The sequence below is a fragment of the Planktosalinus lacus genome (assembly GCF_014640155.1).
GTDB lineage: Bacteria > Bacteroidota > Bacteroidia > Flavobacteriales > Flavobacteriaceae > Planktosalinus > Planktosalinus lacus.
This window is the reverse complement of sequence record NZ_BMGK01000004.1, coordinates 254728-275295: the sequence shown is the minus strand read 5'-3', so window position 1 is coordinate 275295 and position 20568 is coordinate 254728. Positions and strand designations below refer to the sequence as shown.

The window sequence follows — 20568 nt, the reverse complement described above, 5'->3', positions numbered from 1 at the left end:
AGCTTAATTCATTAAACGATGCAAAAGGAAGAATGTTTCTACCTAGGCAAAATCGTTAGAAAATATAGCTTTAAGGGTGAGGTTTTGATCAAGCTTGATACAGACGAACCCGAAATGTACACAGAATTGGAATCAGTGTTTGTTGACTTTAACAACAACCTGATTCCTTTTTTTATTGAACAAAGCGGGTTGCACAAATCTACCTTGCTGCGTGTGCGTTTTGAAGATGTTGATACCGAACAAAAAGCCGATGAAATCATTGGACTGGATATATATCTTCCTTTGAGCTTCCTTCCCGAACTGGACGATGAACAGTTTTACTACCACGAGATCATTGGTTTTACCGCTGAAGATGTAAACTTTGGAAAAATAGGTATTGTTAAAGGCGTCAACGATAGCGCTGCTCAAGCACTTTTTGAAATTGATCGTGACGGTAAGCAAATTTTGATTCCCGTAAATGATGATTTTATCAAAAAAGTGGATAAGAAAAACAAAACCCTGCTTTTAGATACACCCGAAGGGTTGATTGAAATGTATCTCTAGAAAACTCAAGCACCAAATTCTAAAACCCAAAATGAGTTTTTCATTTAAACAATTCACTGTAGAGCAAGATCGTTGTGCCATGAAAGTGGGTACAGACGGGGTGTTGCTTGGTAGCTGGACTTCTTTGGAAAACAACCCCCAAACCATTTTGGATATTGGAGCAGGAACCGGTTTGATTGCCTTGATGCTTGCGCAACGTAGTGCCGCCGAACAAATTGACGCTATTGAAATCGACGAAAATGCCTATGAGCAATGTGTGGAGAATTTTGAAAACTCCCCCTGGGCAGACCGCCTTTTTTGTTTTCACGCTTCTCTCGATGAGTTTGCTGACGAACCGGAAGATGAAAAATATGATTTAATTGTTTCCAATCCACCATTTTTTGTGCCTAACGAACGAGAAGTTGATCTTCCGGAAAACAGAAAAAAAGCACGTTTTTATGATAGTCTGCCGTTTGAAGATTTAGTCACTTATGCTTCCCAATTGCTTTCTGAAAATGGTGAACTCGTGGTAGTGATTCCTTTTGCAGAAGAGGAGCATTTCATCACTTTCGCGAAAACAAAATCATTTTTTGCCAACCGCATCACACGTGTTCGGGGCACTGAAACAGCGTCCATAAAACGCAGTTTGCTCCAGTTTTCATTTGTTGACAAACCCATCGATGCGCAAGAGCTTGTCCTTGAAATCAGCCGTCATCACTATACTGATGAATTTAAGGAGTTGGTGAAAGATTTTTACCTGAAACTTTAAAAGGTTAATTTTAAAAAATTCATCCTGGAAGTTTTATTATGACAAAAGAAGAAAAACTAAAACTCATTAAAATTATCCACACCGCCATCTGGCTTTTCTTTAATGTGGTTATTTTTTATATGTTGTATACTGTCATTGTCAACAAAATTGACTTTTGGCTGTGGATAGCTTTTGGGATTATTTTGCTTGAAGGATTGGCACTACTAGCATTTAAAATGTATTGCCCGCTTACTGTTTGGGCCAGGAAGTATTCCAATTCAACCAAAGACAATTTTGACATTTACCTGCCCAATTGGCTGGCCAGGCATAATAAACTGATATATACATTAATTATGGTTGTGATTTTGATTTTTACGGTCTTCCGGCTTTTGACCTAGCAGCTATACATTCTCAAAATATTTCCAAGATTATCATTGCCCAATACTGAACCAATACCTATTTTTGTCTATCAAATAATTTATTCAGATGAAACCAGATCTTTTCGAAGCACCAGATTATTACAACCTTGACGAACTTTTAAGTGATGAGCACAAATTGGTGCGTGATGCCGCACGTGAGTGGGTAAAACGCGATGTTTCGCCTATCATAGAGGAGTATGCCCAAAAGGCGGAATTTCCCACACAAATCATCAAAGGGTTGGCTGAAATTGGTGCTTTCGGCCCATACATTCCAGAAGAATACGGCGGTGCCGGTTTAGATCAAATTTCTTATGGTCTCATTATGCAGGAAATTGAAAGAGGAGACAGCGGTGTGCGTTCCACGGCTTCTGTACAATCATCATTGGTGATGTATCCCATTTGGAAATATGGCACTGAGGAACAACGTCAAAAATTCCTTCCCAAACTGGCAAGCGGGGAGTGGATGGGCTGTTTTGGTTTGACTGAACCTGACCACGGGAGCAACCCTGCCGGAATGACCACCAACTTTAAAGATAAAGGCGACCATTATTTGCTAAATGGAGCCAAAATGTGGATATCCAACGCCCCTTTTGCTCATGTTGCTGTAGTATGGGCCAAAGATGAAAGTGGAAGAATTCACGGATTGATTGTTGAACGTGGTATGGAAGGTTTTTCAACCCCTGAAACCCACAACAAATGGTCGCTGCGTGCTTCAGCTACCGGCGAATTGATATTTGACAACGTCAAAGTTCCTAAAGAAAACTTATTGCCCAACAAATCCGGTTTGGGTGCGCCACTGGGTTGTCTGGATTCGGCTCGATATGGTATTGCCTGGGGAACCATTGGTGCTGCCATGGATTGTTATGACACGGCATTGCGCTATTCAAAGGAGCGAATGCAGTTTGGAAAACCCATTGGTCAATTCCAATTGCAACAAAAGAAACTCGCTGAAATGATTACAGAAATCACCAAAGCGCAATTGTTAACCTGGCGTTTAGGTGTGTTAAGAAACGAAGGTAAAGCCACTTCTGCACAAATCTCAATGGCAAAACGCAACAATGTGGATATGGCCATCAATATTGCCCGTGAAGCCCGTCAAATACTTGGAGGTATGGGAATCACGGGGGAATACAGTATTATGCGTCACTCCATGAACTTGGAGAGTGTGATAACTTATGAAGGCACTCACGACATCCATTTATTGATAACAGGTCTGGATATCACGGGGTTGAATGCTTTTAAGTAATCCTTGGCATTTATTTTAATCTAAATTATGTATCTTTTCCATGAATTAAATTAGATACATGGAAAGGGGAAAAAATTTACTGTTAATTTCAACAGCTGTTGTTGTAGGTCTTTACTTTTTATTTTTGGGACTTGTTGAAGCCAAAGTCTTTTTGGCACCATTGGTAACAGCTACCATACTCGCATTACTTGTTATACCAGTGAGCCGAAAACTCGAAGCATGGAAGATCAACAAGATGGTTGCTTCCCTTTTAAGTACTCTTTTATTATTGCTTTTTTCCTTTGGACTCATAGCAGTCCTCTCATTTCAAATCAAAAGTTTTGTAGACGACTGGGCACAGATAAAGGAAAATATGAAGCCAAAAATTGAACAGGCTGAAAATCTGATTTATGAATACACTTCTGTTAAGAAAGAACAAGTAGAGGAATATAAAGAGGAAAATAATGTAGGCACCGTATTAATGCGTGGAGAATCCGGTGAAAAAGCATTTGCATTTGCAAAATCTTTTTTTGGATTTGTGACTGATTATTTGTTGGTTTTTATTTACATTTTCTTTTTAATTCATTACAGAAAAAGATACAAGGAGTTCATTTTAAGGTTGTTTCCAGACGAAAAACAAGAACAAGTTCATGAAATTTTCAATAAGACCTCATCCATAGGTCAGGATTATTTAATGGGGAAACTGATTTTAATTTTTTTCCTTTCAATACTTTATAGCATTGGTTTGGGAATATCAGGAGTTAATAATTTTATTCTTGTGAGTGTTATTGCAGCTTTTTTAACTTTAATTCCATTCATAGGGAATATTATTGGAATGATTATCGCCGTGGCCTTTGGTTTTGTGATAAACGGGGAAATAAGTGTATTGATTGGAATATTGATAACTTTTACTATTGTCCAATTTGTGGAAAGTTACATCTTTGAACCTTATGTAGTGGGAGATAAAGTGAACGTACATCCCTTTTTTGTCATCCTTGCAATAATTTTGGGAAACTTACTTTGGGGTGTGATAGGGATGATTTTGGCAATTCCGGTTTTTGGAATTCTAAATGTGTTGCTGAACAATATTCCTGTGTTGAAACCTTTTGGTTATCTATTCAGTACAGATGGGAAAAAGAAAAAATAAATTACTCTTCAGGGGCTAATGTCACTTTCAAACCATCCAGTTCCGGAGTGATATGGATTTGACATCCCAACCTGCTGTTATCTTTCACAAAAAATGCTTCGGAAAGCATAGCTTCTTCTTCATCTCCTTTTTCAGGAAGCTCATGGTTACTTTCAACATAACATTGACACGAAGCACACATCGCCATTCCTCCACAAATGCCAATTGTTCCTTCAGCAGCGAGTTCATATGAACGCACAATTTCCATAAGGTTCATGTTCATATCTGTGGGAGCTTGCACTTCGTGAATAGCACCGTCTCTGTCTGTGATTGAAATTGTTATGTCTGACATTGAATCTTAAAGAATTTAATCAATTGACTTGACCACTGCTTTTGGAGCTTCTTTCTTACTGCCGTCAAATCCGTGAACACCCCCCACAGTTGTATATTTCATCACATAGCGTTTATCAGGAAAAATACGTTGGTAAGCACTTTGACACATCAACGTGGCTTCGTGGAAACCACATAAAATCAGTTTTAATTTTCCGGGATAGGTATTCACATCGCCAATAGCATAAATGCCGGGAATGTTGGTTTGATAGTCCAGAGAGTTGTTTACCTTAATCGCATTTTTTTCTATTTCAAGTCCCCAGTCTGCTATGGGTCCCAGTTTTGGAGAAAGCCCAAAAAGTGGAATGAAATAATCAGTTTCCAGGGTCTCTTCACTTTTGTCTGCTTTTTGAATCACCACAGCATCCAAATGTTCATTGCCTCTTAAACCGACAACTTCTGCAGGGGTGATTAAAGTAATTTTGCCCAATTTTTTAAGTTCCTGAACTTTTTCAACAGAGTCCAAAGCGCCTCTAAATTCATTTCTTCTGTGAACCAGGGTCACTTCTGAAGCCACTTCAGAAAGGAAAATACTCCAGTCTAAAGCTGAGTCACCACCACCGGCAATGATTACTTTTTTATTGCGAAAAACCTCGGGGTTTCTAATAAAATAAGCCACACCCTTTTCTTCAAATTGTTGAATGTTGGGAATGAGTGGTTTTCTGGGTTCAAAACTTCCAAGTCCGCCTGCAATGGCGACTACAGAAGCCTGGTGCTTCAATCCGCTGGTTGAAGTGACAATAAAAGAACCGTCTTCTTGTTTTTCAATGGTTTCAGCACGTTCTCCCAGAGTAAAACCGGGTTGGAAGGGCTCAATTTGTTTCATCAGGTTGTCCACCAATTCACCCGCCAAAACTTCAGGAAAACCGGGAATATCATAAATGGGTTTTTTGGGATACAATTCTGCAAGTTGTCCTCCGGGTTGAGGTAGTGCATCTATCAAGTGACATTTTAACTTTAAAAGACCGGCTTCAAAAACTGCAAAAAGTCCTGTGGGGCCAGCTCCAATTATAAGTATATCTGTTTTAATCATTGAATTGTTTTCTGTGGTAAATTGCAAAATTAAGTGAACTAAAAATTGAGGAAATGATTTATGTCTCCATTAACCTTCCAGATTGATAACGCGTTCTATTTGTGGAGCATATTTTTTAATGGTCATTTCTACACCACTTTTCAAAGTCATTTGATTGACAGAACATCCCACACAAGCTCCTTGAAGTTGAACGGTTACACTTTTGCCGTCATCAATTGATATTAAACTGATGTCACCTCCGTCACTTTGTAAAAAAGGGCGGATTTCCTCCAAGGCTTTTTCGATGTTGCTTTTTAATTCCTGATTTGTCATAGCTTATTTTTTTACAGCACTGCAACCGGCCATAGTGGTTATTTGAATGGCTTGTGTAGGCGGAAGGTTTTCGTTTCTGTTTACAGTTTCCTGTACAATATTTCGCGTAAGCGTTTCAAAAGCTTTTTCTAAAAGCGTGCCGTTTTGCATCGCAGCGGGTCGTCCCACATCACCGGATTCCCTGATGCTTTGAACCAGTGGCATTTCTCCTAAAAAGGGAACCTCCAAATCTTCGGCCAGATTTTTAGCACCTTCTTTTCCAAAGATATAATATTTGTTATCCGGAAGTTCTTCAGGGGTGAAATAGGCCATGTTTTCTACAATTCCCAAAACGGGTACATTGATGCTTTCCTGCTGAAACATCGCGACTCCTTTGCGGGCATCGGCGAGGGCTACATTTTGAGGCGTGCTCACTACCACTGCACCTGTGAGGGGCAACGACTGCATTATTGAAAGATGAATATCACCGGTGCCAGGAGGTAAGTCCACCAACATAAAATCAAGCTCGCCCCAGTCTGCATCAAAAATAAGCTGATTGAGTGCCTTTGAGGCCATAGGTCCTCTCCAGATCACTGCTTGATTAGGCTGGGTGAAAAAACCGATGGACAACACTTTTACGCCATAGTTTTCAACAGGTTTCATTTTAGATTTCCCATTCACATTGACTGATAAGGGTCTTTCCTGGGCAACATCAAACATAATGGGAATGGAAGGACCATAAATATCGGCATCGAGCACGCCCACTTTAAAGCCCATTTTGGCTAAAGTTACCGCTATATTTGCCGTAATGGTTGATTTTCCAACACCGCCTTTACCGGAAGCTACGGCCACAATATTATGTATTCCGGGGATGTTTTTTCCTTTTATTTGGGGTTTTTCAGGCGCGTTGACTTTGATATTGACTTTGACCTTTGCGTCGGGATGCACTTTTTCCTGAATGGTTTTGACAACGTCGCTTTCAGCACGCTTTTTTATATGCATTGCCGGAGTGCTAAGTGATAGGTCAACGATCACTTCATCGGCAAAGGTGATGACGTTTTGAACGGCACCGCTTTCCACCATATTTTTTCCTTCACCGGAAACGGTAATGGTTTCCAGGGCACTTAAAATTTGTTGTTTGTCTAACTTCATACTTCTTTTTCAGTAGCTTATATAGAATAATTCTAAAGTGCAAATATACAAGGAAAACTTGATTTTGTGAAAGGGTTTGATTTATTTGATTTATGGGGGTATTGTTTAGGGTTATGGCGGTTTTTAAATGGTATTAACACTGGTTTTAATACAAACCAAAAAGCTTATAGAAATATTTTCACTAAATTTAGATTGTGAAGTTGTTAATCAAGGAGCCAAAAATTTAATCAAAATTAAAAACCTTGAACTCATGAGAAGCTTTCAATTTAAATTAATTAACATTTTCCAGGGATTAATTATTACACTCTGTTTCCAGGGCTTTTTACTGCATCAAGGATCAGGAGCAGTTTATTCACAATCTTTAATTTTACAAGATTCCTGGCATTTACTTGAAGGGGAAATTAATGGTTTAACCATTCCTGAAGAAGAGCATCATGTCTCACAGTTTGAATCTTCGATTTCAGGTGAAGATGTATTTGAGTTCACTTATGGAAATTGTTTTGAGTTTTTTTCGGTTCCATTTATTGATTTAAATGAAGCCCAATTTTCACTATTAAATATTGAATCTTACACGCCGGGTAATTGTACAGACCCAGGGGATTTAGCATTTATTGATCTACATAATAGTTTTTATTTCAATTTGCCTTTAGAGACAGATGGGACGCCAAAAAACCCTTTTAATTATACCATAGAAGACTTTGGGAGTCATAGGCTATTAACCATATTTAATGCTGAAGATGATTGGATAACATATAGAGGCATAACTCTTCTTATTAACTCATCCTTTCATCAAAACAGTTTTGCCTTATACCCCAACCCTGTCAAAGAAATTTTGAACATAGACAACACTTCAAACCAAATAGTCTCAGCGTCTATATATGACATCAACGGCAAACTGTTACAAAACCATTTTCTTGAAACGAACAATTCAACTATAGATGTAAAAGCAATAAAACAAGGTTTGTATTTTGTGGTGTTTGAAAGTGAACTCCGTGAACGGGTGAGTAAAAAGTTTGTAAAGCAGTGATTTTTTGGTAAACCCTGAAAGGGTTAATTAATTCAGTTCTTTCTCAGGATCCCAAAAAACCTTTTCAAAATCCTGAATTTGGTTTTCAATCACAATAATGCCTTCGCTTTCCAATAATTGTTGCATCAAATTGGTGCCGTCAAAGTGGTGTTTACCGGTAAGGAGGCCCTTCCTGTTCACCACGCGATGGGCGGGTATATCGGGTAAGTTGTGAGAAGCATTCATCGCCCAGCCCACCATTCGAGCACTGCCAGCTGCACCAATGTGCTTTGCAATGGCACCATAAGAAGTTACCCGTCCATAAGGGATTTGCTTGACCACTTCATAAACCTTTGAAAAAAAATTGCTGTCATTGCCGGACATTACATATCATTTAGAATTTTAATAAGAGTAATTACCGAGATCAATGCTGTAATGCCACCAATCATATAATTGATGTTAAGTTTGATTTCCTGTTGTTTTTTCTTGGCATAATTGAAGTAATGTGCGTAGGCAATTAACATAGTTAGGGTGCCAACTATAGAACCAGTCACACAAAACGCAATGAAGGGTTTGGAAAATTCAAACCAGCCAAAAGAAGAAAAGGTAATGCTTAGATACACCCAATAAGGCAAGGGAAATAAGTTTAAACTTGCCAGCAGTAAGCCTTGAAAAAAGCGGTGTCTTTTTGATTTGTATGCAATGGGCTGTGTTGCGGGTTTCTTTTCCTTGGCGATGAATAAAAAGTAGATGGTAATACAAATAAAGATTCCGAGGCCTACTTGCTGAAGCATTTCAATCACTTCAGGGTGTTTGTCTAAATATCTGGCAAAAAGCAATGCAATGTTGGTTTGAAGCCCTACGATTGTGATGACACCCAAAGAAAAAAGCAAGGCATTTCTTCGGTTTTCTTTGATGCTTATTTTTGCTGCTGTCATATTCAACAAACCGGGGGGAATGACACCGATGAGCGCAAAGACATAACCGAAAAAAAAGTACAGAAGGACTTCCATGAAACTCGTTTACCGAGTGAATATAATTAAAATTATTTAGGTGAGTTTAAATTTGATATAGGTTATTTTTTTTCCGGTCTCTAAATACTGGTTTTCATAAAACGTTTGAATATTGGTCACCTCTTGAGGGCTATATTCGTTTCCGTATACATCGTGATGGGCATAGAGCACTTCATGGTTTAAGCCGTGAAGCAAGCCCAGTGTATAGCCGTGCATAAACTCGCTGTCTGTTTTTAAGTGAATGATACCATCCGGTTTGAGCACTTTTTTATAGCGTGATAAAAAATCTTCATTGGTCATTCGGTGCTTGGTGCGTTTGTACTTGATTTGCGGATCGGGGAACGTAATCCATATTTCAGAAACTTCTTCTTTAGCAAAAACCAAATCGATGAGTTCAATTTGTGTGCGCACAAATGCAACATTGTTGAGGTTTTCTTCCAATGCTGTTTTGGCTCCGCGCCAAAAGCGTGCCCCTTTGATGTCTATGCCAATAAAATTTTTATCGGGGTTTTGTTGTGCCAGCGCTACTGAATATTCGCCTTTGCCACAGCCCAGTTCCAAAACAATTGGGTTGATGTTTTTAAAAAAGGTTTCGTTCCATTTTCCTTTGTAACTAAAAGAGCCATTGGTCAATTCTTCCCGTGTGGGTTGAATGACATTCGAAAAAGTTTCGTTTTCTTTAAAACGTTTGAGTTTGTTTTTACTTCCCACAACAATTATATAAAGTTTTGGCAAAATTAAGGAAATACTAAGCAGTTGCAATAATCATTACCTTTGTTTTTATGCAGGGTAAGAAAACAATTTTAGTTGCTCCGTTAAATTGGGGTTTGGGTCATGCTACGCGTTGTATACCTATCATTAATGCTTTACTGGATACCAATTACAAACCACTTTTGGCTTCTGATGGTGCTGCATTGGCATTGCTGCGAAAAGAATTTCCTGAACTGGAAACGATTGAACTGCCCTCCTACAATATCACCTATTCTAAAAGTGCTTCAGGATTTAAGTGGAAGTTATTGCTGGATAGCCCCAAAATGCTCAAAGCTATTAAAGCAGAAAAAAAGCTGGTTAAAAAGTTAGTTGCCAATCAACAAATTCAGGGAATTATCTCAGACAACAGATTAGGAGTGAGAAATAAAAATATTCCGTCAGCTTTTATAACTCATCAGCTCAGTGTATTAACTGGTGCAACTACTTGGTTGAGCACACAACTCCATCTTGATTTTATTAGAAAGTTTGATGTGTGCTGGGTGCCCGATTTAGCGGGGTCCGCAAATTTGTCAGGTAAATTGGGACACCCCGAACAGTTGCCTTTAGGGGTAAGTTATATGGGCCCTTTGAGCCGAATGAACAAATTACACCTGAGGAAGCGGTATGATATTCTTGCACTACTTTCCGGACCCGAACCGCAACGCACATATTTAGAAGAAAAGTTGATGAAGGAATTGCACGGAACCGACAAAAAAGTGCTTTTTGTTTTAGGTAAAGTAGAAGAAAAGCAACAATGTTATAACAAGGGCAACTTTAGGATATATAATTTTATGAGTACTAAAGCGCTTGAAAAGGCAATCAATGAAAGCGAACTCATAATTTCAAGATCGGGTTATACCACTATAATGGATTTGGCAGTAATGGAAAAGAAAGCTTTTTTTATTCCCACCCCGGGACAATATGAACAGGAATATTTGGCAAAAAGACTGGATGAAAGTGGTGTGGTGCCTTTTTGTAATCAAGAGGACTTTACCGTCAAAAAATTAAATAAAATAGCAAACTACAGTGGCTTAAAAAATTTGGAGCAGGAAGTTGACTTTAATTCGTTATTTAGACTTTTCGAGCGTAAAAGAAAACTCTGAGCCCACTCCAAGTTCACTTTCTACATAGATTTTTTCATTATGAGCTTCGATGATGTGCTTAACAATTGAAAGCCCCAATCCTGAGCCACCCTCTTTACGTGAACCACTTTTGTCAACCCTGAAAAAGCGTTCAAAAATACGCGTGAGATATTCTTTGGCAATTCCTTCACCATTATCGGTTATTCTAACAATTACCTTATTTTTGATTAAATCTTCGATGCTGATTTCAGTAGTGCCTCCTTCTTTACCATACTTAACGGAGTTGACAATTAAATTGGTTACCACTTGTTGAATGCGTTCTCTGTCTGCATTGACAAAAATGGAGTTGTCATACTTTCGGTCAAAAGTGAGTGTGATATTTTTTTTGGCAGCTTTCATTTCCAGCAGGTCAAATACATTTTGAACCAGCTCAATGATATTGAATTTTTCTTTGTTAAGCACCAAATCTCCCATCTCGAGCTTGGTAATCATATCCAAATCTTTTACAATGTAAATGAGGCGGTCTACTCCTTTGCTGGCTCTTTGTAAATATTTTTTCCTAACCGATTTGTCTTTCATGGCACCATCAAGTAGTGTCAGAATATATCCCTGAACAGTAAAGAGGGGCGTTTTGAGCTCGTGTGCCACATTGCCCATAAATTCTTTACGGTATTCTTCACGCACTTTAAGGGTTTCGATTTCGAGTTTTTTGTTTTCGGCAAATTTCTCAACTTCTCTTGTCAAAGAATCCATATCGGTTGTAATTTGCCTGGGCTTAAGTGTTGAAGCATCCAGCAAACTCACATTATTGTAGATTTTTTTTACTTGTTTGAATATGAATCGCTTGACTCTGAGCTGAATAATGATGAATGAAAAAATGTAAATAATTGCGCTAAATATCAGAAAGTGTGTTAATATAAACGCTTCGTTTAAAATGCTTATCACACTATAACTTAATGAGGAAATGAGTGTTATATAAAGTGAGGTAATTGTGGCAAAACGATATGTTGTTTTGATTTTTTTTGTCATTAAACAACAAATTTATAGCCTACACCTTTTACAGTTTTAAAGCTGTCATCGCCAATTTTTTCTCTCAGTTTTCTGATGTGCACATCAATGGTGCGGCCACCAACCACCACTTCGTTGCCCCACACTTTATCAAGGATGTCTTCACGTTTAAAAACTTTTCCGGGTTTGGAAGCTAGTAGTGCAAGGAGTTCAAATTCTTTTCGCGGAAGCGTTATTTCTTTTTTGTTTTTGATTACTTTATACTCTTCACGGTTGATGGTTAAGTTACCTAAATTTACGGTTGACTCTTCAGCACCTGTTTCTTTAAATCTTCGCAATAAAGCTTTCACTTTGCTGACTAAAACTTTTGGTTTGATGGGTTTAGTGATGTAATCGTCTGCGCCTGCTTCAAATCCGGCTACCTGAGAATAATCTTCTCCTCTGGCTGTTAGAAAAGTGATTATGGTTTCAGATAAATCGGGGATACTTCTTAGATTTTCACAAGCTTCAATGCCATCCATTTCGGGCATCATTACATCAAGTATGATTAAATGTGGTTGGTATTTTTTAGCTTTTTTAATGGCTTCAACACCATTTTCAGCTGTGAATACCTGATATCCTTCTGAGGAGAGGTTGTATTCAACAATCTCCAAAATGTCCGGTTCATCATCAACCAATAAAATTTTGATGTCTTTTTTCTTCATGTTTCAAAATAATTAAGAAAATATTTTTATAAAGTAAAGATACAACTAAATTGTTTTTTCTTGTAATGAGAAATTGCAATAATAACATTAAAGTAACATGGGGTTTATGGCAGTATTTTTGCTATAATTGGGTGAGGCTATTATAAGTAGATTTACAAAAAGCGTATTTTAACATGTTATTTTTTCGTTAACCTACATTAAAAACACTACTATTTTCATAGATTTAACAATCAATCTTTATATATTTGCATACTTAATTAAACATCTTAAACAATGAAAAAAATTACTTTATTATTTGCAATATTATTTGCAGTAAATATGTCTGCTCAGGATATGGTCTTGACAGGTGTGTTTGACGGTCCACTTCCGGGTGGTCTTCCAAAAGCAATTGAAATTTATGTGATTAATGATATTCCTGATTTAAGTGCCTATGGTGTTGGTTCTGCCAATAACGGTGGCGGTACAGATGGAGTTGAATTAGTTTTTGAAGGCTCTGCAACTGCAGGCGATTATATTTGGGTAGCTTCTGAAGCTGTAGAATTTGAAAATTATTTTGATGTAGCGCCAACGTTTGTTGGTGAGGTTGCTAATATAAATGGTGATGATGCTATTGAACTATTTGGCAATGTTGTAGATGATGGTGGAGGAAACATTACCGGGGATGTAATTGATATACTTGGTGATATTGATGTAGATGGATCAGGTGAACCTTGGGACCATCTTGATGGTTGGGCTTACAGAATTGACGACACGGGTCCTGATGGATCAACTTTTGAACTTGACAGCTGGTTTTTCAGTGGTGTTGATGCCAATGACGGTGAAACATCAAACAGTACTGCTGCGAATCCTTGGCCAATTGGAACTTACACCAGAACACTTTCTTTAGGTGATAACTTAGAAACATCTTTCAACTTATATCCTAACCCAACTAGAAATGGCGTGGTTTCAATCCAGACAAATACAAACCAACCAATTCAGGTGAACGTTTTTGATGTATTAGGAAAGCAAGTACTTTCTAGAACCATTTCAGACAATAGATTGAATGTTTCTAATTTGAAATCTGGAATTTATTTAGTTCAGGTTACACAGAATAATTCAACTTCTACAAAAAAATTAATTGTAAACTAAGGTTTATAACTTAAACAATTTGAAAAGCTTCCGTAAATTGCGGAAGCTTTTTTTATTTATGTAAGTCTGTCTTATAAATGAATTTGGATTCAATTTTCACAATCAGTTCCGCAAAGGATTTTGAACAGAAAGCCTTGGAGGTTTTTCAATATCAGTTTGATAACAACACTGTGTATCGGTCATTTTGTGACTTGTTGTACAAACATCCGGCTGATATTAAAAAAATTGAGGATATCCCGTTTCTTCCCATCGAATTTTTTAAGTCAAAGACAATTCTTTCAACTGCCGGTAAACACGAAGCAGTTTTCAGCAGCAGCGGTACTACGGGCTTAAAAACAAGTAAACACTATGTTACAGATTTAAGTGTTTATGAATCCAGTTTCCGAAAGGCATTTCACCATTTTTATGGGGCGATCGAAGACTATTGTGTACTTGGTCTATTGCCTTCTTACCTTGAAAGACAAGGGTCTTCATTAATTTACATGGTGAATGATTTCATTCTACAAAGCCGTCACCCAGAAAGTGGGTTTTACCTGAATCAATATGAATTACTTGCTGAAAAATTACACACACTTGACAGTTCCGGTCAAAAGATACTTTTGATAGGAGTTTCGTTTGCATTGCTTGATCTTATAGAAAAACATTCCTTTGATTTACAGCATACAGTAATTATGGAAACCGGCGGAATGAAAGGCAGAAGGAAGGAGTTAGTGAGAAGTGAATTGCATTCTTTGTTACAAAAAGGATTTGGTGTTTCTCAAATTCACAGTGAATATGGAATGACTGAATTGCTTTCACAGGCTTATTCCAGAGGGAACGGGAGATTTTTCACACCACCCTGGATGAAGGTATTCACTCGGGATACAGAAGATGCACTCACATTAATTCAAAATCAAAATGGTGGCATAAATGTTATTGATCTTGCTAATTATAACTCCTGTTCTTTTATAGCAACTCAGGATCTGGGAAAAATTTACAATGATGGTAGCTTTGAAGTCCTTGGCAGGTTTGATTCCAGCGATATTAGAGGGTGTAATTTATTAGTATTATGACAGGATATGTTATTTTATTCTTAAAAAATGTAATAAAAAATACAAGTTGGCGACTGATAGTGTGAAAGTTCTATGAATGTTATTAATTCCCTTTTTCAGGCTTTCACATTTTGGTTAGTTAGTTGATTGAAGCCCTTGGAAAACTCTTCCAAGGGCTTCTTTCTTTAAACAACCCTTAAGATAAAATAATTTTTCTTTCCTCTTTGCAGCAAAACAAATTTTGAATTGATAAGGTCCTTTTCTGAAAGTGTATAATCTTCGGTTACTTTTTCTTTATTAACAGAAATTGAGTTTTCTTTCAATGCTCTTCTGGCTTCACTGTTTGATTTTAAAAAACCACTTTCTGCAGACAATGCCGCAATAATATCTATACCTTCACGGATCACTGTAAGAGAAACCTCAGCTTGAGGCACACCATCAAAAACATCCAAAAATGTAGCTTCGTTTAATTTTTTTAAATCTCCAGAAGTTGAATTGCCAAATAAAATACCTGATGCCGTAATGGCATTTTCAAGTTCTTCTTGTGAATGCACCATAACAGTCATCTCTTCAGATAAGCGTTTTTGAAGTTGTCTTAAATGAGGCGCTGTTTTGTGTTCTTCGGTTAAGGTTTCAATTTCTTGTTTTGATAAAAAAGTAAATATCTTAATGTACTTTTCGGCATCTTCATCACTTGTATTCAGCCAGTACTGGTAAAATTTATATGGTGACGTGCGGTTAGGGTCCAGCCAAACGTTGCCCCCTTCACTTTTTCCAAATTTAGTCCCATCAGCCTTGGTTATCAAAGGGCAGGTAAGCGCATAGCCTTTTCCACCGGCAATGCGTCTTATGAGCTCTGTTCCGGTAGTGATATTTCCCCATTGGTCACTTCCACCCATTTGAAAGGTACAGTTGTGGGTTCTATATAACTCCAGAAAATCATAACCCTGAACCAGTTGATAAGTAAACTCTGTAAATGACATGCCTTCACTGTCTTCACCGGTAAGCCGTTTTTTTACAGAGTCCTTAGACATCATGTAATTTACGGTAATATGCTTGCCTATATCTCTAATGAAATCCAAAAAGGTGAATTCTTTCATCCAGTCATAGTTGTTTGCTAATACGGCTGCATTGGCTTCCTTGGAATTAAAATCCAAAAATTGAGAGAGTTGCTTTTTTATTGCATTTTGATTGTGTTTGAGGGTTTCTTCGTCAAGTAAATTGCGCTCAGTTGATTTGCCTGATGGATCACCGATCATACCAGTAGCTCCCCCCACAAGTGCTATGGGTTTGTGTCCTGCTCTTTGGTAATGAGCCAAAAGCATAATTGGCACCAAATGCCCTACATGTAAAGAATCTGCTGTTGGATCAAACCCAACATAAGCGGTGCGCATTTCTTGCATTAAATATTCTTCTGTTCCTGGCATTAGGTCGTGAATCATTTCACGCCACTGCAATTCTGTTACAAAATTATTCGGCATCTGAAAAATGTTTTTGCAAAGATAGATTTATCGCTTAAAAGATGAAGCAGAATTTCAAAAAAGAGTATTTTAGTAAAATGATATTAGTAACCGGCGGAACAGGTCTTGTTGGAGCACATTTGCTCTACTTTTTAATTCAAGAGGGTCACAAAGTGAGAGCTATTCACAGAAAAAACAGTGACCTGGAAGCTGTAAAACAGCTGTTCGGATATTTTACAAACCAACCCCATACTATTTTTAATCATATTGAATGGGTAGAAGCAAACCTGAATGATATTCCTGCATTGACTGTTGCATTTAAAGATGTTGAAGTTGTTTACCACGCTGCTGCCTATGTGAGTTTTGACCCAAAGAACTTTCAAAAACTCAAAAATTCAAACATAGAAGGTACAGCCAATATCGTAAATCTTTGTTTGTCTTTTAATGTAAGAAAACTGTGTCATTTCAGCAGTATTGCTACATTGGGAAAAGTTACAAATGGAGCAGTAACTGAAGATCAAAACTGGAATCCGGATGAGGACAATAATGTGTATGCCATTTCAAAATATGGTGCTGAAATGGAGGTATGGAGAGGAACTCAGGAAGGTCTTGATGCAGTTATTCTTAATCCCGGGGTAATTTTAGGAAGTGGGTTCTGGAATAAAGGAACCGGTGTATTGTTCAAAAAGGTTTATAACGGACTTTCATACCACACAAAAGGGGAAATGGGTTTTGTGGACGTCATTGATGTTGTAAGAATTGCTTTGAAGCTGATGAAAAGTGATTGTAAAAATGAACGTTTTATACTTATCTCAGAAAACACATCTTATCAAAAGCTCTTAACAAAAGTGGCACTGGCTTTAAATAAAAAACCGCCGGGCAAACTGCTTCAGCCGTGGATGCTTTCTTTGATTAGCAGGTTGGATTATATTAAAAGCCTACTCACAGGCACCAAACAAATGCTTTTTAAAACAACGGCAGAATCCTTGTCAAAAAAACGGCTCTATAGTAATGCTAAAATCGTAAACAAATTAAATTATAACTTCATTCCTTTGGAAGAAACAATTAAAACAAGTGCTGAAAATTTTTTAAAGGATAAAACAACTTAAATTGAATCGCGGTTTATTTCTTGAATGGATTGGATTACCGGAGGGTCATCAGATTTAATGTTTAATCTCTGAAGTTTAATAGAGTCCTGAATAAACTTTAAAGAGTCTTGGGCTCTTTTTTTTTGTGCAATAGTAGTGTCTACCACGGTTTTTCTTTGTTCAAGTTGTGCTTTGACTTTTGCGTGAATTGCTTCATATGTATCGAGGTCAGCACCATAGTAAGCATTGCTTTGCTCATAAGTGAGACTGTCTATATCATGTTTTTCATATATAAACTGATGAGGTGTCATACCGGTTTGCTGAAGCGGGAGGCGGTTCACACTTTTTGCAGCATTAAACAAATGCACATCAATAAGCACTTCGACCATTTTATCTTTAGGAATCAGGTTTTGGGGTTTCTCTTTTTTTTCAATAGTTTGACAACTCACCAAAAATAAAAAGCCCATTCCCCAAAAGAAGAGATCGAATGTCTTATAAAGTGATTGAAGACTATCTGTTAAATTCAAGTTGTTGCGCATTGCTTGTTTTTGCAAATTTTGTATTGTTATACACCACTTTACCATTCACTAAGGTGTGTGTTACTCTTGATTTAAAAGTAAACCCTTCAAAAGGCGACCAACCACATTTATACAAAATATTACTTTTATTCACCGTCCAGGGAGCATGTAAATCTACCAAAACCAAATCAGCTTTAAAACCTTTTTTGATAAAACCCCTGTTTTTAATTTGAAATAATATCGCCGGATTGTGGCACATTTTTTCGACAATTTTTTCAAGGCTTATTTTTCCATGGTGATAATTCTCTAGCATAGCGATCAAAGCATGCTGAACCAAGGGCCCACCGGAAGGAGCTTTTGTATACACATTTTTCTTCTCTTCAAGGGTATGGGGTGCATGGTCGGTTGCGATAACATCTATACGGTCATCCAGCAAGGCTTTCCACAAACCTTCACGGTCTGAAGTAGTTTTTACAGCCGGATTCCACTTTATAAACGTTCCCTTTTCCTTATAGTCTTCATCGCTAAACCAAAGATGATGAATGCATACTTCTGCAGTGATTTTCTTTTTTCCCAAGGGTAACTTATTGTCAAACAAAGCTGTTTCCTTTGCTGTTGAAAGATGGAAAACATGCAGTCTAGCGCCTGTTTTTTTAGCCAATGCAATAGCGCTTGAGGAAGATAAATAGCAAGCTTCCTCACTTCTTATTTTTGGATGATACTCCATTGGAATATCTTCTCCAAAGGTTTTAATATGAGTAGCTAAATTTGATTTAATAGTGGCTTCATCCTCACAATGAACCGCAATCAACAAGTTTGTTTTGGAAAAAATGTTTTCCAGCACTTTGGGGTCATCAACCAGCATATTACCGGTGGATGAACCCAAAAAGATTTTTAAAGCAGCTACTTTTTTTGGATCTACTTTTAAAATTTCGTCTAAATTGTCATTGGTTCCCCCAAACATAAATGAATAGTTTGCCCAGGAAGTTTTTTTGGCGATTTCAAATTTATCGTCGAGCAACTCTATGGTTGTGGCCTGTGGTATTGTGTTGGGCATTTCAATAAAACTTGTGATACCCCCGGCAATGGCAGCTTTTGATTCTGTTTCGATGGTTGCTTTGTGGGTGAGTCCGGGTTCTCTGAAATGCACTTGATCATCAATTATTCCCGGGAATAAATAATTGCCCTCAGCATCTATAATTTGAGTATCTGATGACTTTGCACTGATGCTGTCTGCAATTTCTACAATCTCTTCATTTTGAATGAGCACATCACAATTTTGAATGCTGCCCTCGTTTACAACTTTTGCGTTTTTTATTAAAACAGTGTGCATAAATTAAATTTCATAGCGGTTAAATAAACTTTTAAATTTCATTGACAAGACCCCAAAAACTGCTTCTTTGATGATGCCCCCACTCATCTTTGACTCTCCTTTAGTGCGGTCTGTAAAAATCACTGGCACTTCAATAATTTTAAATTGACTTAAATAAGCTTTAAACTTCATCTCTATTTGAAACGCATAACCCACAAATTGTATTTTGTCAAGATTGATGGTTTCCAAAACTTTCCTGCGATAACAAACAAAACCCGCGGTAGTGTCAAAAATGGGCATCTGAGTGATAAAACGCACATATTTTGAAGCCAGCCACGAAAGCATAACCCTACTCATAGGCCAGTTTACAACATTTACTCCTTTTACATAACGCGACCCAATAGCAACGTCAAACGCTTGCTTATCGCAAGCATTGTATAACCGGATTAAATCGTTGGGGTTATGAGAAAAATCGGCATCCATTTCAAAAATATATTCATATTTTCTTGCTAAAGCCCATTTAAATCCTTCAATATAAGCTGTGCCTAAACCACTTTTTCCTTTTCTTATCAAGAGATGCAAATCTTCAGTAAATTCTTCTTGGAGTTCTTTTACCTTGAGATGGGTCAGGTCTGGTGAGTTGTCATCTACAACAAGTACTTCAAACTTTCGCTGAAGTGAAAAAACATTTCGCAGCAAACGCTCAATGTTCTCAATTTCATTATAAGTAGGTATGACAACTAATGCTTTGGACATTCCCTAAAATTTTGCGCAAATGTACTTAATTTTAATTTGAAGTGGAGTTTAAAAAATGTTATAACCACCATAATTTTGCTCTTAATTTACAGTAAATTTGCGTTTTTAAATGTTTAATGTGATTATACTATTGCAAAATATATCAATACCTGACTGGATGACCTTGCTGGTATTTGCGTGTTTTGTATTGATGGCAGCAGCCAAACTTTTAAACAGTCCGCGATTTAATGAATTTATTTTTCTGATAGTTTCTAATAAATATTTTTTGGTACAAGGAAAAAACTCAGAAATATTTAAACCATTCAATGTGTTGTTGTTACTGGTTCAAATACTTTCTGTATCCTTATTTTTATTTTTATTTTTTGCTCATTTTTTTGAATCGGTCACACTTCAAGATACATTGGTATTTATTCAGATTTCAGGGTTTTATACAATTTTTATAGGATTAAAGTTTTACATAGAAAAGCTAATCGCAAATCTTTTTTCGATAGACACCCATATCAATCAATATTTATATCACAAATTGACCTATAGAAACCTGATAGCCATTTTATTACTGTTGATAAATATGCTATTTATGTATGCAGTCAATGCGGGCACCAATGCTTTTATTGCTGTTTTAGTAATAGTGTTACTTTTAAACCTCATTTCACTCCTTTACAGTTATAAAACTTATGAAAAGCTAATAAGCAACCATTTGTTTTATTTTATTTTATATCTTTGCGCACTTGAAATTTCACCCTATTTTGTGATCTATAAAATAGTAATGACGCAGTGAGGTTTTTTAACTAAAAAAACAACCAGGT

Annotated in this window: 24 protein-coding genes; 11 read left to right on the top strand and 13 right to left on the bottom strand. The window is 37.1% G+C overall.

All coding sequences use genetic code 11. The features are described from left to right. Nucleotides 1-18: 18 nt before the first annotated feature. The 5 genes from rimM (at nucleotide 19) to IEV69_RS06570 (ending at nucleotide 4061) form a co-directional block, all read left to right on the top strand. Nucleotides 19-543 (top strand): ribosome maturation factor RimM, encoded by a 525-nt coding sequence (gene rimM, locus IEV69_RS06590; RefSeq protein WP_188440719.1) that lies wholly within the window; start codon nucleotides 19-21, stop codon nucleotides 541-543. 31 nt (nucleotides 544-574) lie between these two features. Further along, nucleotides 575-1291 carry a tRNA1(Val) (adenine(37)-N6)-methyltransferase gene (locus tag IEV69_RS06585; protein ID WP_188440717.1) on the top strand — a complete coding sequence of 239 codons (717 nt, stop codon included), beginning with the start codon at nucleotides 575-577 and terminating at the stop codon, nucleotides 1289-1291. 38 nt (nucleotides 1292-1329) lie between these two features. After that, a complete protein-coding gene (locus IEV69_RS06580) occupies nucleotides 1330-1668 on the top strand; it encodes a hypothetical protein (RefSeq protein ID WP_188440715.1) in 339 nt (112 codons plus the stop codon). Between the two features lie 88 nt (nucleotides 1669-1756). Continuing rightward, nucleotides 1757-2935 carry an acyl-CoA dehydrogenase family protein gene (locus IEV69_RS06575; protein WP_188440713.1) on the top strand — a complete coding sequence of 393 codons (1179 nt, stop codon included), beginning with the start codon at nucleotides 1757-1759 and terminating at the stop codon, nucleotides 2933-2935. Between the two features lie 58 nt (nucleotides 2936-2993). Then, nucleotides 2994-4061: an AI-2E family transporter gene (locus tag IEV69_RS06570; RefSeq protein ID WP_188440712.1), complete on the top strand. Its 1068-nt coding sequence runs from the start codon at nucleotides 2994-2996 to the stop codon at nucleotides 4059-4061. Between the two features lies 1 nt (nucleotide 4062). On the opposite strand, the gene IEV69_RS06565 is transcribed toward IEV69_RS06570, so the two are convergent. From IEV69_RS06565 to IEV69_RS06550, 4 genes are all read right to left on the bottom strand, one after another. Then, nucleotides 4063-4392, bottom strand: a complete 330-nt coding sequence (locus IEV69_RS06565) for a 2Fe-2S iron-sulfur cluster-binding family protein (RefSeq protein WP_188440710.1) — start codon at nucleotides 4390-4392, stop codon at nucleotides 4063-4065. Between the two features lie 15 nt (nucleotides 4393-4407). Beyond that, the gene (locus tag IEV69_RS06560) at nucleotides 4408-5463 is read right to left on the bottom strand and encodes an NAD(P)/FAD-dependent oxidoreductase (RefSeq protein ID WP_188440707.1); all 1056 of its coding nucleotides are present in this window, start codon (nucleotides 5461-5463) and stop codon (nucleotides 4408-4410) included. A 69-nt stretch (nucleotides 5464-5532) separates the two neighbouring features. Beyond that, the gene (locus IEV69_RS06555; protein ID WP_188440705.1) at nucleotides 5533-5775 is read right to left on the bottom strand and encodes a NifU family protein; all 243 of its coding nucleotides are present in this window, start codon (nucleotides 5773-5775) and stop codon (nucleotides 5533-5535) included. Nucleotides 5776-5778: 3 nt separating this feature from the next. Then, complete coding sequence (locus IEV69_RS06550) at nucleotides 5779-6906, bottom strand: Mrp/NBP35 family ATP-binding protein (protein WP_188440703.1); 1128 nt, start codon at nucleotides 6904-6906, stop codon at nucleotides 5779-5781. Nucleotides 6907-7156: 250 nt separating this feature from the next. Between IEV69_RS06550 and IEV69_RS06545 the strand changes: the two genes are divergently transcribed. Further along, the gene (locus IEV69_RS06545) at nucleotides 7157-7933 is read left to right on the top strand and encodes a T9SS type A sorting domain-containing protein (protein ID WP_188440701.1); all 777 of its coding nucleotides are present in this window, start codon (nucleotides 7157-7159) and stop codon (nucleotides 7931-7933) included. Nucleotides 7934-7960: 27 nt separating this feature from the next. Here the strand turns inward: IEV69_RS06545 and IEV69_RS06540 are convergent, their stop codons facing one another. From IEV69_RS06540 to trmB, 3 genes are read right to left on the bottom strand one after another with little or no spacing between them, the layout of a single operon-like run. Next, complete coding sequence (locus IEV69_RS06540) at nucleotides 7961-8296, bottom strand: MGMT family protein (RefSeq protein WP_188440699.1); 336 nt, start codon at nucleotides 8294-8296, stop codon at nucleotides 7961-7963. Then, nucleotides 8296-8925: a LysE family transporter gene (locus tag IEV69_RS06535; protein ID WP_188440697.1), complete on the bottom strand. Its 630-nt coding sequence runs from the start codon at nucleotides 8923-8925 to the stop codon at nucleotides 8296-8298. The genes IEV69_RS06540 and IEV69_RS06535 overlap by 1 nt, the downstream gene beginning before the upstream one ends. 36 nt (nucleotides 8926-8961) lie before the next feature. Next, nucleotides 8962-9636, bottom strand: coding sequence for a tRNA (guanosine(46)-N7)-methyltransferase TrmB (gene trmB / locus IEV69_RS06530; protein ID WP_188440805.1), 675 nt, complete (start codon nucleotides 9634-9636; stop codon nucleotides 8962-8964). Nucleotides 9637-9707: 71 nt separating this feature from the next. Between trmB and IEV69_RS06525 the strand changes: the two genes are divergently transcribed. Then, the gene (locus tag IEV69_RS06525) at nucleotides 9708-10778 is read left to right on the top strand and encodes a glycosyltransferase (RefSeq protein ID WP_188440691.1); all 1071 of its coding nucleotides are present in this window, start codon (nucleotides 9708-9710) and stop codon (nucleotides 10776-10778) included. Here the strand turns inward: IEV69_RS06525 and IEV69_RS06520 are convergent. Both IEV69_RS06520 and IEV69_RS06515 read right to left on the bottom strand, forming a co-directional pair. After that, nucleotides 10743-11786 (bottom strand): sensor histidine kinase, encoded by a 1044-nt coding sequence (locus tag IEV69_RS06520; protein WP_188440689.1) that lies wholly within the window; start codon nucleotides 11784-11786, stop codon nucleotides 10743-10745. The two genes, IEV69_RS06525 and IEV69_RS06520, sit on opposite strands and share 36 nt — an antisense overlap. Further along, entirely contained in the window at nucleotides 11786-12469 is a 684-nt protein-coding gene (locus IEV69_RS06515) for a response regulator transcription factor (RefSeq protein ID WP_188440687.1), read from the bottom strand. Before IEV69_RS06515 ends, IEV69_RS06520 begins: the two co-directional genes overlap by 1 nt. Before the next feature lie 273 nt (nucleotides 12470-12742). Here IEV69_RS06515 and IEV69_RS06510 point away from each other — a divergent pair, with 273 nt between their 5' ends. Both IEV69_RS06510 and IEV69_RS06505 read left to right on the top strand, forming a co-directional pair. After that, nucleotides 12743-13597, top strand: coding sequence for a T9SS type A sorting domain-containing protein (locus tag IEV69_RS06510; RefSeq protein WP_188440685.1), 855 nt, complete (start codon nucleotides 12743-12745; stop codon nucleotides 13595-13597). Nucleotides 13598-13674: 77 nt separating this feature from the next. Beyond that, complete coding sequence (locus IEV69_RS06505; protein WP_188440683.1) at nucleotides 13675-14649, top strand: LuxE/PaaK family acyltransferase; 975 nt, start codon at nucleotides 13675-13677, stop codon at nucleotides 14647-14649. 164 nt (nucleotides 14650-14813) lie between these two features. Here the strand turns inward: IEV69_RS06505 and tyrS are convergent, their stop codons facing one another. Continuing rightward, nucleotides 14814-16109 carry a tyrosine--tRNA ligase gene (gene tyrS / locus IEV69_RS06500; protein ID WP_188440681.1) on the bottom strand — a complete coding sequence of 432 codons (1296 nt, stop codon included), beginning with the start codon at nucleotides 16107-16109 and terminating at the stop codon, nucleotides 14814-14816. A gap of 41 nt (nucleotides 16110-16150) precedes the next feature. On the opposite strand from tyrS, the gene IEV69_RS06495 reads away from it, so the two are divergent. Continuing rightward, nucleotides 16151-17197 (top strand): NAD-dependent epimerase/dehydratase family protein, encoded by a 1047-nt coding sequence (locus IEV69_RS06495; RefSeq protein WP_229741374.1) that lies wholly within the window; start codon nucleotides 16151-16153, stop codon nucleotides 17195-17197. Here IEV69_RS06495 and IEV69_RS06490 read toward each other — a convergent pair. The 3 genes from IEV69_RS06490 to IEV69_RS06480 are packed head-to-tail and all read right to left on the bottom strand — an operon-like array spanning nucleotide 17194 to nucleotide 19762. Continuing rightward, on the bottom strand, nucleotides 17194-17715 hold the full coding sequence (locus IEV69_RS06490; RefSeq protein ID WP_188440679.1) for a DUF4296 domain-containing protein: 522 nt from the start codon (nucleotides 17713-17715) through the stop codon (nucleotides 17194-17196). The two genes, IEV69_RS06495 and IEV69_RS06490, sit on opposite strands and share 4 nt — an antisense overlap. Beyond that, complete coding sequence (locus tag IEV69_RS06485; RefSeq protein WP_188440677.1) at nucleotides 17687-19027, bottom strand: dihydroorotase; 1341 nt, start codon at nucleotides 19025-19027, stop codon at nucleotides 17687-17689. The genes IEV69_RS06490 and IEV69_RS06485 overlap by 29 nt, the downstream gene beginning before the upstream one ends. A 3-nt stretch (nucleotides 19028-19030) precedes the next feature. Then, nucleotides 19031-19762, bottom strand: a complete 732-nt coding sequence (locus tag IEV69_RS06480; protein WP_188440667.1) for a polyprenol monophosphomannose synthase — start codon at nucleotides 19760-19762, stop codon at nucleotides 19031-19033. A gap of 118 nt (nucleotides 19763-19880) precedes the next feature. Between IEV69_RS06480 and IEV69_RS06475 the strand changes: the two genes are divergently transcribed. Beyond that, nucleotides 19881-20540 (top strand): DUF4271 domain-containing protein, encoded by a 660-nt coding sequence (locus IEV69_RS06475; protein WP_229741372.1) that lies wholly within the window; start codon nucleotides 19881-19883, stop codon nucleotides 20538-20540. Nucleotides 20541-20568: the final 28 nt, after the last annotated feature.